The sequence below is a fragment of the Salinicoccus sp. Marseille-QA3875 genome, from assembly GCF_054950095.1.
The window spans coordinates 2,511,807-2,525,301 of record NZ_CM143103.1 but is presented as its reverse complement, the minus strand read 5'-3'; the positions used below and the strand labels follow the sequence as shown (position 1 = coordinate 2,525,301).

Sequence of the window (13,495 nt, the reverse complement as noted above, 5' to 3'; positions counted from 1 at the left end):
CCTAAGTGAATAACTCAATTAATTTTGGAAGGAAAATTATCAATCCTGTAATAGCTGCATAAAATGATGCCAGAAATACGGCAAGTGCTGATGTATCTTTGGCATATTTTGCAAGCTCATGATAATCATCCGTCACAAGATCGACAGTGTACTCAAGGCTTGTATTGATGATTTCAGTAATCAGCACTATGAAAATTGCGCTGACGATAAAAAGCCATTCAGTTGAATTCAAGCCAAATAAAAATCCAAATATCATTACGGCAAATGCGATAATCAGATGGCCCGCAAAATGAAAATCCTTTATAAATAATGCTCTGATACCTTCGAAGGCATATTTAAATCTCTCCATCGCTACTCATCTCTTGTGACACCAAATGCATCCAAAATTTCATCTTGAGTCAAGTTCATCTCTTTCTCTTCTGCATCATCCATGTGATCATAACCCAGTAGATGTAAAAAGCCGTGAAGTGATAAAAATAGTAATTCACGGCGGTAGCTGTGTCCATAATCCTCAGCCTGTTCTTTGGCACGGTCTGTCGAAATGATGATATCACCGAGAGTTCTCGGAGCATCTTCATGAATCAGATTGAATTCATCATCTTCCATGGCAAATGAAATGACATCGGTCACTTCATCTTTATCCCTGTACTGACTGTTGATGTCACGGATTGATTCACTGTCCACAAATGACACACTGATTTCAGCATTTGAATCAGATTCTAATTTTTCATATGCAAAGTTCAATAAACGGCTGATTTCCTGCTGTTCATCATATGATGTATAGCCGCCATCATCTATAAAATCGACTGTAAGCATAGTGCACCTCTATTCGTATGCTTTTATTATTTTTGAAACAAGCGGGTGTCTGACGACGTCAGTTTCATCCATGCGGTTGACCGCAATACCTTTCACTTTCTCAAGCCTTCTCACAGACTCAATCAGACCGCTTTTTGAAGAACCCGGAAGGTCAATTTGAGTTTCATCTCCGGTAACCACCATTTTCGAACCGAAACCGAGTCGTGTCAAAAACATCTTCATCTGCATCTCAGTAGTATTTTGAGCTTCATCCAAAATACAGAATGCGTCATTCAGTGTACGTCCTCTCATGTAAGCAAGGGGGGCGACTTCTATTACACCGCGCTCAATCAGACGGTCTGTCTGTTCTGTGCCGAGCACTGTATGAAGTCCGTCATACAGTGGTCTTAAATAAGGATCGACCTTTTCTTTTAAATCACCGGGCAGAAACCCTAAATTTTCACCTGCTTCAACTGCAGGCCTGGTCAAAACAATTCTTTTTACCTGACCGTCACGCAGCATCTGGCACGCAAGTACGACAGCAAGAAAAGTTTTCCCTGTACCTGCCGGTCCGATGCCGAAAGTCAGGTCATGTCGTCTTATATTTTCGATATATATTCTCTGTCCGGTGGTTTTTGCACGGATGCCTTTGCCTTTCGTATCTTTGGCAATCACTTCATTATATAGATCTAACAAATATTCAATCGTGCCATTTTTAGCCATGCTTGATGCAGATTGAACATCTCTTAAGTTTATTTTCATCCCTCGCTGGATGATTTTCAGCAGATGAATGAGCACATCTTCTGCGAGTTCAACATTGTCATCATCCGATCCACCTACTGTAATTTCATTTCCCAACGTGTGAATCGTAACGTCGAACTCATCTTCTAGATATGTGATATGCGCATCATTTGCCCCGATGAGTGCCTGAGCCTCTTCGAGACTATCTATACTTATTATGTTAGGCATTTAGAAACCCCTTTAAATTATATTGTAATTACATTAAATTTACCATTATCAAAACCTGACTGCAATGATTTCGTAAGGTTCTTTCATCTTTTAATTTGGCCGCACAGCTGTATAATTGACAAATAAAGTACATGTGCCTTTCAAAGGCAGAAAAGGGGCGCGATGGTGTCTGCGCCCCTTTTTAAAATTCATTTTTAATCTATGACTTTTATTAAAGTGTTTGCGATAGTTCTCATTCCCTGAACATCAGGATGCACGCCAACGCCTGAATAAGAAGGGATTAAAACATTTTCTATCCCTAAAGTGGAAGTGACTTCTTCCATAATCGATGCATAATCACGTTTCAATAAACTGCTTTGGACATTTATAATTCTTATCGATGGATTCCAATACTGCAAATCACTCATCAGTTTTGAATAAGCACCACCAAAAGTGTCTAAATCACTTTTAGTCCAGTCGCTGTATTTAACAGTGCCTATCGGCGAGTTTTTACTGCTGTCATTTGTACCGCCAAAGACAATGATTACATCCGGTTTTAATTCAAGAACATTATCTTTTCCCATCGTTTTATCAAATCTGTTTATGAAACTTCTGTAACTCTCATCTTCACCATTACCGGTTTTATTACATATAGTCGAACCGCTCCAGCTGTCGTTGGTCATCAGTTTATTACCGGTTTGCATCAAGAATAAATGCCACCATGTTTGATTAACATTGAGTACTTCAGTTCCTTTGCTTGCAGCATCTGAATACCAGAACTTCGCATTCGGTGGTATCCATCCTTTAAATGTTGAAATTGAGTCTCCTAAAAAACTGATGTTTAATGGCCTTGATTGAGGGTTATTTGTAAGAATCTCAAATTCGTTTTTAATCATCTTTTTATCATTCTTTACAAAACTGCTGATTAGACGACTTAATTTCATCACTTCACTCCTTTTTATTAATCAAAATCATATCATAAATTAAAAAAAGACGGACAAATATAATTCTTGTCCGTCCTTCCTATTATATCTGTTCTTTTCTTTTCAAAAGTCCTAAAAGAATCGCACTGACAATCGTACCGACAAGAAGTGCCAGCAGGAACATCAGCACATTATCACCAACACCGACTACGAAAATACCACCGTGCGGAGCTGGTATTGTCGCACCGAGTCCAAGCGCCATCGCACCAGCAACTGCCGAACCTACCATCATCGAAGGTATGACACGCAACGGGTCTGCTGCAGCAAAAGGTATTGCCCCTTCAGTTATGAACGAAAGCCCCATCACCAGGTTTGTCGGTCCGGATGAACGTTCTACAGGAGTAAACTTGTTTCTGAATACCACTGTAGCAAGTGCAATCGAGAGCGGCGGCACCATTCCACCTATCATGGCAGCTGTGATCGGTTCAGGATTTCCTGCTGTCAGTGTCGCAATACTGAACGCATACGCCGCCTTGTTAATCGGACCGCCCATATCAATCGTCATCATACCACCGAGAATCGCTCCAAGTATGACGATATTTGTGCCGCTCAGGTTTTCTAGGAATGAATTGAGTGCTTCATTCAAAGCTGTCGCAGGCGGATCGACTATATAATACATGATGACACCAGTTAAAAATACACCGAGTAAAGGATATATCAATACCGGTTTGATTCCGTCGAGTGCTTGAGGAAGATTTTCCGTCACCTTTTTAATTCCAATCATCAAATACCCGGCAAGAAAACCCGCAATAAGACCGCCCAAGAAGCCGGAGCCCATCGTTGCAGCCATAAGACCGCCGACCATGCCCGGTGCAAATCCCGGCCTGTCTGCGATGCTCATCGCTATGAAACCGGCGAGTATAGGAACCATCAGTTCAAATGCATTGCTTCCTATGAAGTTAATCATCTCAGCTATCGGACTGTAATCTGCATGATCCGGATTTGCGGATTCTATACCCCAAAAAAAGCTGATTGCAATCAGTATACCGCCGGCTACAACGAATGGCAGCATATTGGAAACACCATTCATCAAGTGTTTATAGATTGACGGCATTCCTTTAGATGAACTGCTCTGAGTGCTGCTGCCACCTGAACCTTCATATACGTCACCCTGCTCATCGAGAGTGGACCGAATGAGTTCTTCCGGTCGTTTAATCCCATCTGATACCGGTACTTCCAAAAGTCGTTTTCCATTAAAACGGTCCATTTCCACTTTAGTGTCGGCAGCTACTATTACGCCTGAAGCATTCTTTATATCCGCTTCACTTAAAGGATTCTTCACACCGCCGGAACCGTTCGTCTCCACCTTGATATCCACATTCATTTCTTTAGCCTTATTTTTCAGTGCATCCGCTGCCATATAAGTATGTGCTATACCCGTAGGACAAGCTGTGACTGCAATAATATATGCCTTGTCTTCATTGTTAACGACAGTTTCAGCCGTCTCTTCTGACGGTTCTGATTCATCATAATGATCAATGGTATTTAACACTTCATCAGCATTCTGTGCCTTTAACAGACGTTCCTTTGCTTCAGGATTCATCAATATACCTGAAAGTTTCGCCAGAGCATCCAGATGTGTCGTCGCCTGGCCGTCCGGGGCAGCAATCATAAAGAACAGGTGTGCATTCTGCCCGTCCAACGAATCGTAATCAATCCCCTCTTCACTGCGTCCGAACATTATGGCAGGCTTTTTAACTTCCTTGGTCTGGGCATGCGGTATGGCGATGCCGTCACCTACACCGGTAGTACTCTGCGACTCCCTTTTTTGAATAGCCGACTCAAATTTGTCCGCATCGGTAATTATACCGGCTCTGTCCAGTTCACTGACGAGTTCCTTTATCACACTGTCCTTATCTTTCGCTTCAATATTCATCTTAATGGTGTCTTTAGTAAGCAGTTCTGTAATTCTCATATATTTCACCCCGATTAAATTTTTTCGATCTTCACTTTATCCAATAAAGAAATAATATCCTGACGTGATGCGAGATCACTGTTATAAGCTGTGGCACTCCCTGCAGCAACCGCGTACTTCACTTGTTCTGTAACACCTTTACCATGCTGACTGATAAAACCGGCAACTGTTGAATCTCCTGCACCGACCGAGTTGACCAGTTCTCCTTCAGGCGGTGTCAGTTTCATTGCACACTCTGCACTAACAAACATCGCACCATCCCCTCCCAATGTGACCAGTACATTTTGAGCACCCCGTTCTAATAACGATTCCGCAGCTTTTCTAATTTCCTCTACAGACTTCAAAGCTTTACCGGACATCTGTTCAAGTTCAAAAAGATTGGGTTTGACCAGATAAGGTTCAAAAGGCAGTGTCGATGTCAGTTTCTCACCTTCTGAATCTATGGAGAATGGAATCCCGTTTTCATATAATCTTCCGGCTAATCTTTTGTAGGCGTCTTTGTGACCCCCAGGCACACTGCCTGCAAATATCACGTGATCCTCCGGCCTCAGACGTGACAACTTTTCTTCCAAAGTTTTGAATTTATCATCTGAAATTTTGGGCCCGTCAGCATTTATTTCCGATTCCAACGATGTTTTAAGTTTCACATTGATTCTTGTCTCGCCTGAAACTTCTATGAAGTCATGCAAGATGCTTCTTCTGTCAAGTTCGGATTTAATATAATCTCCTGTAAATCCGCCTGTGAAACCCAGTGCTGTTGTATTTGCACCCAGTTCCTTTAACACTCTTGAAACATTGATACCTTTTCCTCCCGGATATTTTTCCGTGCGTGCCGTACGGTTCAACTCGCCTTCTTTAAATTGATCCACCCTCATAATATAATCCACCGATGGATTAAAAGTTACGGTATATATCATTTACACCTCTCCAATCACTGTCGTTTCCTTACTGATCTCTTTAATTAAATCTGATTTTGTATCATTAGTAATTAATTCCGCATCACTGAGTTCGGCAAATTTGACGAAAGCTGTCTTATGAAATTTAGAAGTGTCGCCTAATATGTATTTTGCTTTCGACCGCTTCAATGCGGTGCGTTTCACCGCTGCTTCATCACTGTCCGGAGTCGAAAAGCCGTGTTCTATATCTATGCCGTTCGTTCCGATAAAACATTTATCAAACGACAGATTATTCAGTTTCTCAACTGCTTCAGTTCCTATGATCGCATACGTCGTCGGTTTAACTTTACCCCCGAGGAGATACACAAGATGACCGTCTTTGACCAGGGAACTGATTAATGTGACACTGTTGGTAACTATCGTTAAATTCTTCTTATTGATAAATGGCAGCATTTCATATGTACTCGTGCCTGCATCGATAAAAAGTGTATCACCGTCTTCAATCAGAGCGGCAGCAGTTTTGGCAATATGAATTTTATCCTTCAAATTCATAACCGACTTATCTGTATAACTCTTCTCACTTTCTATGCGGTCTATCGTTGCGCCCCCATGTATACGGGAAAGCAGTCCCTCATCTTCCAGATGCGTCAGATCCCGGCGGATCGTCGCACTGCTTGTGCCCGTCAAATCTACAAAATCATTGATGGTGCCGTTACCGTATTCGTTCAAAAAATTTAATATCAATTCATATCTTTGTGTCGTTATCATATTCATCACCACTTATAGAATAATATAATTATCAATCTAATTCAATCAAAAACAATCAGTATCAATCAAAATTAAAAAGCTGTGCAGTAAATATCTGCACAGCATAAGTAATAAAACAATGTTCTTTTATTAAAAATTGGAGATGCTCAATATCAAAATCAATTTTGTCGCTGAGATGGTAATGATCAGTATTACTTGCAGTGAAATAAGCGGCATCAGAAATAAAATCCAGCCAGATTCCAAAATCACAGTATCATCAAGATAAAAAGGCCCCCTCGGGGGCCCTTTCAAATCACCACGACCAAATATATAATTACCCATGTACTGATCCACACAATATGGAATATTTCCATAATTCCCAGCTTTTTTGGTGTCCATCCTCTGTCATAAACACCTACCGCTCTGATGATTCCTATCAGGAATGCTATGCCCAGCGTGAAATGCCAGAGCAGCATGCCAAGGAATAACACTGCATGATATATGTAGGATGCATTTCTGTAATTGATATTCTTCCGTTCCCTGACGATTGTTTTGACAACCAACGCCGAACCGACAAAGTAGAACAGACTGACTAAAATTACAACTGTGATGCCAAGCGTCCATTCATGAGTGTTTAAAAATGCAATACCGCCCCCTGCAATTGAAAATATTGAAATGGCAACGATATCATTAATGATGTTCCGCTCATCTTTAATCATGGAGAAGTAACTCGTTATTGCTCCAAGCGGTATCATCGCTAAGAAAAAGTAGATGATTCTGTACTCAATAAACAAAGGATAGATAAATAGCAGAATAGCAATGACTCCAAACATCAAGGCCGCTTTTAAATAACCATAATCCTTTTTTCTTTTCATCCTTTTGATGAACATCAAAACATGATCTGCCGCAAAGAACATGAGTAGCCATCCTGATGCATAAAACAATTGTGACGGGTGAAATCCCCCTGCAGCGATGCCAAGTATAAGCGGCATGAAGACCATCGCCCATGCACCGTGTTGATTTTGTTTTTTGAACTTCATAATGTCACCTCTTAGCACTATTATAAGTTATAAATAACAACTGACAGTAATGCTTTTGGTACATTTTTGTGAATAATTAAACATAAAAAATAAGCTCAATGAATGAGCTTATTCTTCTACTTTATCATTTGTTTCGTTTCTTCCTCACGCTCCATGACAGCTCTTGCAAATGGGCACTGGGGGACAATCTTCTTATCTTCATCTTTCGCATACTCGACAACCATATTGACAAGCGTACTGCCGATGCCCTGCCCGCTCAGCTGGTTTGCAACCTCTGTACTATCGATGATCAGGTCACCTTCATCATCGACTATATAAGAAACGTAAGCTTCGGGGTTTAATTCATCCTCACCTACGAAAAACATATTTTCGCCTTTCTTAATATCTATGTCCATCATTCACACCTCCTGCTTAATACTTATATTCTCTTCATTGTACTATTTAAAACATAAAAACACATATCAATAAAATTGATATGTGTCTGTATTATTTTCTTCGCGATTTGGGTTTCCCTAATATTTCATTAAAAATGATACCGTTAACCACTGCACTTTTATCAAAAGTCAGATCTTTTGTTGTAATTGCTTTATCTTTGGCTCTGCCTCTTTCATGTATTTCCGTACGATCATCACCATATGAATAGCGTACTCTTTCAGTGATTTCTCTGCCGATACCTTTTGAAGCATCTGCAATTTCAATATCGCTTGCGGCATCATGAGCACCGGTATAAACACTTTCTCTTGCCCTCGACGCTCTTTCACTCTGTCTTCTTTCAACAGGTTTTTTATCTTTATATGTCTGGTTGCGTGATCTTTGACGCATCGAGGCCTGTTCTTTTTCCTGCTGTCTTTTTTCTTCCAGTTTCCGGCGTTCTTCTTCAACACGCTTTTTTATATTTTCCTGAGACATTCTACGTGATTGATCTTTAGTCTCTGATGAAGATTCACCCATCGCTTTGTCGTATTCTTTTTTAAATTCGCGTTTTAACTCGTCAAAAAGACCGCCGGACCCCTGCTCTCTCTGTGTCTCCGAATTAGCAGAACGCCGCCTCGGTGCCGAACGGCCGGGCCTTTCCATTTTACTGGGGTCGATATTTCTTTTTTCTTTCTCATTGCTGCCTTTGCTGGCTATGACAGAGTATATTACGCCGCCTGCAAATATTAATAGGGGCAGTAACGCTTCCATAATATCACGACCTATTCTTCATCTTCATTATAACGAGTCGGATTAGTCATCTTATTGATAGAATCTCTCATATTGGTATCTGCTTCGACATTTTTCAGGTCGTAATATTCACTGACACCAATATTACCGTCTTCAAGCGCTTTAGAGAATGCAAGCGGTACTTTGGATTCAGCTTCAACCACTTTGGCTCTCATTTCCTGAACACGCGCTTTCATCTCCTGCTCCTGTGCGACAGCCATTGCACGACGCTCTTCAGCTTTTGCCTGTGCAATGTTCTTATCTGCAACAGCCTGTTCAGTCTGAAGATCGGCACCAATATTTTTACCGATATCCACATCTGCGATATCTATGGATAAAATTTCGAATGCCGTACCTGAATCCAACCCTTTTGAAAGTACTGTCTGTGATATCGAGTCAGGGTTTTCTAGAACGCCAGAATGTTTTTCTGAAGAACCGATTGTTGAAACTATACCTTCACCGACTCTGGCTACGATTGTTTCTTCACCGGCACCACCGACAAGGCGGTCGATGTTTGCACGAACCGTGATACGCGCTTTCGCTTTGACTTCAATACCATCCATGGCTACACCTGAAATAAATGGTGTTTCAATAACTTTTGGATTTACACTCATCTGCACTGCTTCAAGTACATCACGACCGGCAAGATCGATGGCCGCACAACGTTCGAAAGTTAAATTGATATTCGCACGCTGGGCTGCGATTAAAGCGTCCACTACTCTGTCTACATTACCACCGGCAAGGAAGTGTGCTTCAAGCTGGTTTGTGCTCAGGTCAAGCCCTGCTTTATGGGCTTTGATCATCGGTTCAATTACGCGTTTTGGTTTAACACGTCTGAGACGCATACCCACCAGTGTAAATATTCCTACTTTGACTCCGGCAGCAATTGCTGAAATCCATAGACCGACCGGGACAAATGACAGGATAAATGACAATACGATAAAAATTACAACAATTAAAAATATAACTGTTAGTAATCCTCCGGATATAAACATTAAATCCATGTAAAACTCTCCTTTAAATTAGTTATTCTTCAATAGGACGGACAACTACTCTGGTTCCTTCAACATGTATGACTTTAACTTTCATATCCGCTGTAATATAAGATCCTTCTGCAACAGCATCAATTCTTTCTTCTCCGTAACGGATAGTTCCTGACGGTCTGAGAGGTGTGACAGTAATTGCTGTTTCACCAAGTAAATGTGAACGGTCATCAAAAGACGTATAACCGGATTCTGTATCTGTCGCATCACTCAGGATCAACCTGTTCAAAAACGGTATTTTTCTTTTCTTAGATTTGATAAGACCCACCACCATAAAAGATGCAATAATAATTATAATCAGCAGGAAGATTGAATACATTATCATATTTCCACTGACTAAAACAATGCTGAGCAATAATAGAATGACACCCAGTATTCCCAAAAAGGTACCGATTACAAAAAACTCGATAATAATCAAAAAGGCCCCGAGTACAAATAACGAGAGCGCAATAAGATTACTGCCTTCTATTAATAAATGCCCGGAGAAAAATAGAACAATGGCGGCAATAGAAAGTAAACCATAAAAATTGAATTGTTCAGAAAACAGTTGCATTACCAGTCCAATTATGAAGACAGCTAGTAATATAAAGGCAATTACAGGCATAGTAATAGCATCCCTGAATGTATTCACAATATTCCCTATCAAAAATGTATCAATTATCGCCATGTAAATCCCCTCCAATTTCATTATACATATAAAAGACGCAAAAATAAATATACTCTGCTGTTACATATGAAAAAGACAGTACTACATAAAATAGTACTGTCTTTCAAATATGATAATTTATCCGAGGGAGGATATATTATTTGAATTTACGTTTCCTTGCTGCTTCAGACTTCTTCTTACGCTTAACACTAGGTTTCTCATAAAATTCTCTTTTACGGGCTTCCTGGATTGTGCCGTTTTTTGAGACATTACGCTTAAAACGTCGTAGTGCATCTTCAATAGGTTCGTTCTTCTTAACGTTTGTTTTAGTCATAAATTTCCCTCCCTCCGAATAAACAAAAGGCTAATCTAAACATAGCATTACTATGTACTCAAATATTATAATATAAGTAACTTTTTTGGTCAACTCAATTTTAATAATTAGATTCAGATATGCCGCCTGTCACTATTTCAATACCGCTCGATGCACCGATTCGCGTTGCACCGCTTTCAATCATTTTCATTGCATCATCAGCCGAACGGACGCCGCCGCTTGCTTTGACGCCCATTTCTTCTCCGACAGTCATACGCATTAGAGTCACAGCTTCAACAGATGCACCTGCTCCGTTGAAACCTGTAGAAGTTTTAACGAAATCTGCCCCCGCCTTCTTGCTCAGTTCACATGCTTTGACAATTTCATCACTGTCGAGCAGAGCGCTTTCGATGATTACTTTAACAAGTGCATCTGTTCCAGCAGCATCGCAGACCGCTTTAATATCGTTGAATACCAGATCATGGTTTCCAGATTTCAAGGCACCGATATTGATTACCATGTCCACCTCATCCGCACCATTCTGAACTGCATTCATTGTTTCGAATGCTTTCACTTCAGAAGTTGTTGCACCAAGCGGGAAACCGATGACGGTACATACTTTGACGTCACTGTCCTTTAAGAGATCTGATGCAGTCTGAACCCATGCAGGGTTGATGCAGACACTGAAAAAATCGTATTCTTTTGCTTCCTTGCATAACTGGAAAATTTCATCCTGAGTCACGGCAGGTTTCAATAATGTATGGTCGATATATTTTGAAACTTTCATAATCTTACCTCCAAATAAACTATATAGTACGCTCAAGATAAGCGTAGTTTTTAACCATCGGCTTTTCCAGCACTTTGACAATTTCACCATGGCTTAATGGATAGCCTGGTTCTGTCACTTTTACTTTCACAAGTTCTCCGGTTAATGATTCGTCACCATCGATTGCTATTTTCATGTAATTATCTGCATGGCCTACAAGTTTTCCATCTTTGATTTCTTCGGGGATGATTTCTAGAACATCATCTTTGAAGCCGTCGGCATATTCCAATGCGAGACGGTCTGATAAATCAATCAGTCTCTGGACACGCTCATTCTTCGTATCATTATCAATCTGGTCTTTCATTTTAGCTGCAGGAGTTCCCGTACGGATGGAATATGGGAAAACATGTAATTCTGAAAAGTGGTGTTTATTGATAAAGTCATACGTTTCCTGGAACTCTTCTTCAGTTTCACCTGGAAATCCAACAATTACATCACTTGTTATTGCAACATTCGGCATGATTTCTTTCAGCTTCACTATGCGGGATTCAAAGAATTCCATAGTGTATTTTCTTCTCATGCGTTTCAATACAGTATCACTTCCAGACTGTATAGGTACATGAAGATGTCTTACTATTTTGTTCGAATCCCTTATTACATCAATGACTTCATCAGTCAGCTGGCTCGCTTCGATACTGGATATTCTCAGACGGTTGAGACCATCGATTTCTTCCAGATCCCTCAATAATTGAGCGAGATTGTAATCTTTCAGATCCTCGCCGTATCCGCCTGTGTGGATACCAGTAAGGACGATTTCCTTATATCCTTCGTCAACCAGATTCTGAGCCTGCTGAATCACTTTTTCAGGGTCTCTTGAACGCATTAATCCACGTGCCCAGGGGATGATGCAGAAAGTACAGAAATTATTACAGCCTTCCTGTATCTTTAAAGTTGCCCTTGTACGGTCAGTGAAATACGGTACATCCATTTCTTCATATGTACGCTTTTTCATGATGTTTTTGACACCATTGATCGGCTGGCGCTCTTCATGGTACTGGTTGACATATCCGAGAAGCTTATCTCTGTCTTCAGTACCGATGATTATATCCACGCCAGCTATATCCATGATTTCTTTCGGTGAAGTCTGTGCATAGCAGCCTGTAACGGCAATGACAGCATCCGGGTTTTTACGGATTGCACGGCGGATCACCTGACGGCTTTTCTTATCACCGGTATTCGTCACTGTACATGTATTAATGACATACACGTCTGCATTTTTTTCAAAATCTATACGGTCATATCCATCATTTTTAAATATCTGCCACATCGCTTCTGTTTCATAATGATTTACTTTACAGCCAAGCGTATGGAAGGCGATTGTCTTCTCATTCATATATATCAAATCTCTCTTAAAAAATATTATGATAGCTTTAAATATAATATCATAATATATATGGTCCTTCAATCAGGCCTATTCATATATACAGCTCATTGAAGATAGAAAATATAACGGTGCGGATTCTGCCCTCAGTATTCTTGGACCCAGTCTGACATGCTGTAAACTCCCGTCAAATCCTGTTTCACTCTCTGTGAGTCCGCCTTCGGGACCGAAGATGAATGCGAGTGAATCATCATCCTTGAACCTTTCAAGCCTGTTCAAAGACAATGATTCGTTAGTTGCATTGCCTTCATAAGCAATGATGGTATGGTCAAAGCCGGAAAAATCGAGCTGCTTTAATTTGCGGTCAAAATATATTTCAGGTATTACCGTACGCTTGCTTTGTTCACTTGCTTCTTTTATCACTTTTCTGTAGCGCGTTAGTCTCTTTTCTTTTTTCTTATCATCCAGTTTGACGATGCTCCGGTCGGCTTCATAAATGATAAATTCAAAAGCTCCGAGCTCTGTGGATTTCTGAAGCATCCACTCGAATTTTTCACCTTTTAACATGGGACAAATGATTGTAATCCTTAAAGGCATTTCAGGGCTGAATTCATATTTTTCAATCGGCTGGTAAATGACTGTCTGCCCCTCAAATTTTACAATATTACATAGAAAGATGTTTTTATCCACGTCCACCATTTCAAATGTATCATCAACACGAAAACGCATCACATTTATCATATGATGCGTATCTTCGTTAAGTGCTTCAAAAGTTTCACGAATATTCAATTGATCCCGTGTGAAATATCTCTGCATGGC

16 protein-coding genes are annotated in these 13,495 nt (G+C 40.4%); all 16 read right to left on the bottom strand.

The window, feature by feature from the left end:
• Position 1: 1 nt before the first annotated feature.
• Positions 2-349 (bottom strand): diacylglycerol kinase family protein, encoded by a 348-nt coding sequence (locus ACY8DT_RS12810; RefSeq protein WP_462420701.1) that lies wholly within the window; start codon positions 347-349, stop codon positions 2-4.
• A gap of 2 nt (positions 350-351) precedes the next feature.
• Positions 352-816: an rRNA maturation RNase YbeY gene (ybeY, locus tag ACY8DT_RS12805; RefSeq protein WP_462420700.1), complete on the bottom strand. Its 465-nt coding sequence runs from the start codon at positions 814-816 to the stop codon at positions 352-354.
• A 9-nt stretch (positions 817-825) separates the two neighbouring features.
• On the bottom strand, positions 826-1,764 hold the full coding sequence (locus ACY8DT_RS12800) for a PhoH family protein (protein ID WP_052256428.1): 939 nt from the start codon (positions 1,762-1,764) through the stop codon (positions 826-828).
• A gap of 194 nt (positions 1,765-1,958) precedes the next feature.
• Entirely contained in the window at positions 1,959-2,687 is a 729-nt protein-coding gene (locus ACY8DT_RS12795) for an SGNH/GDSL hydrolase family protein (RefSeq protein ID WP_462420699.1), read from the bottom strand.
• An 82-nt stretch (positions 2,688-2,769) separates the two neighbouring features.
• Complete coding sequence (locus ACY8DT_RS12790) at positions 2,770-4,641, bottom strand: PTS fructose transporter subunit IIABC (RefSeq protein ID WP_462420698.1); 1,872 nt, start codon at positions 4,639-4,641, stop codon at positions 2,770-2,772.
• A 14-nt stretch (positions 4,642-4,655) separates the two neighbouring features.
• Positions 4,656-5,558, bottom strand: coding sequence for a 1-phosphofructokinase (gene pfkB / locus ACY8DT_RS12785; RefSeq protein ID WP_462420697.1), 903 nt, complete (start codon positions 5,556-5,558; stop codon positions 4,656-4,658).
• Entirely contained in the window at positions 5,559-6,305 is a 747-nt protein-coding gene (locus ACY8DT_RS12780; RefSeq protein ID WP_462420696.1) for a DeoR/GlpR family DNA-binding transcription regulator, read from the bottom strand.
• Between the two features lie 287 nt (positions 6,306-6,592).
• Positions 6,593-7,324 carry a YwiC-like family protein gene (locus ACY8DT_RS12775; RefSeq protein ID WP_462420695.1) on the bottom strand — a complete coding sequence of 244 codons (732 nt, stop codon included), beginning with the start codon at positions 7,322-7,324 and terminating at the stop codon, positions 6,593-6,595.
• Between the two features lie 116 nt (positions 7,325-7,440).
• Entirely contained in the window at positions 7,441-7,719 is a 279-nt protein-coding gene (locus ACY8DT_RS12770; protein WP_462420694.1) for a GNAT family N-acetyltransferase, read from the bottom strand.
• Positions 7,720-7,810: 91 nt separating this feature from the next.
• On the bottom strand, positions 7,811-8,509 hold the full coding sequence (locus ACY8DT_RS12765) for a hypothetical protein (RefSeq protein WP_462420693.1): 699 nt from the start codon (positions 8,507-8,509) through the stop codon (positions 7,811-7,813).
• 11 nt (positions 8,510-8,520) lie between these two features.
• On the bottom strand, positions 8,521-9,531 hold the full coding sequence (floA, locus tag ACY8DT_RS12760; RefSeq protein ID WP_462420692.1) for a flotillin-like protein FloA: 1,011 nt from the start codon (positions 9,529-9,531) through the stop codon (positions 8,521-8,523).
• A 22-nt stretch (positions 9,532-9,553) separates the two neighbouring features.
• Entirely contained in the window at positions 9,554-10,237 is a 684-nt protein-coding gene (locus tag ACY8DT_RS12755) for an NfeD family protein (protein WP_462420691.1), read from the bottom strand.
• 136 nt (positions 10,238-10,373) lie between these two features.
• Positions 10,374-10,550, bottom strand: coding sequence for a 30S ribosomal protein S21 (gene rpsU / locus ACY8DT_RS12750; RefSeq protein WP_462420690.1), 177 nt, complete (start codon positions 10,548-10,550; stop codon positions 10,374-10,376).
• A gap of 100 nt (positions 10,551-10,650) precedes the next feature.
• On the bottom strand, positions 10,651-11,316 hold the full coding sequence (deoC, locus tag ACY8DT_RS12745) for a deoxyribose-phosphate aldolase (protein WP_462420689.1): 666 nt from the start codon (positions 11,314-11,316) through the stop codon (positions 10,651-10,653).
• A gap of 19 nt (positions 11,317-11,335) precedes the next feature.
• Positions 11,336-12,688 carry a tRNA (N(6)-L-threonylcarbamoyladenosine(37)-C(2))-methylthiotransferase MtaB gene (gene mtaB, locus ACY8DT_RS12740; protein ID WP_462420688.1) on the bottom strand — a complete coding sequence of 451 codons (1,353 nt, stop codon included), beginning with the start codon at positions 12,686-12,688 and terminating at the stop codon, positions 11,336-11,338.
• A 78-nt stretch (positions 12,689-12,766) separates the two neighbouring features.
• A complete protein-coding gene (locus tag ACY8DT_RS12735; RefSeq protein ID WP_462420687.1) occupies positions 12,767-13,492 on the bottom strand; it encodes an RsmE family RNA methyltransferase in 726 nt (241 codons plus the stop codon).
• Between the last annotated feature and the right edge of the window lie 3 nt (positions 13,493-13,495).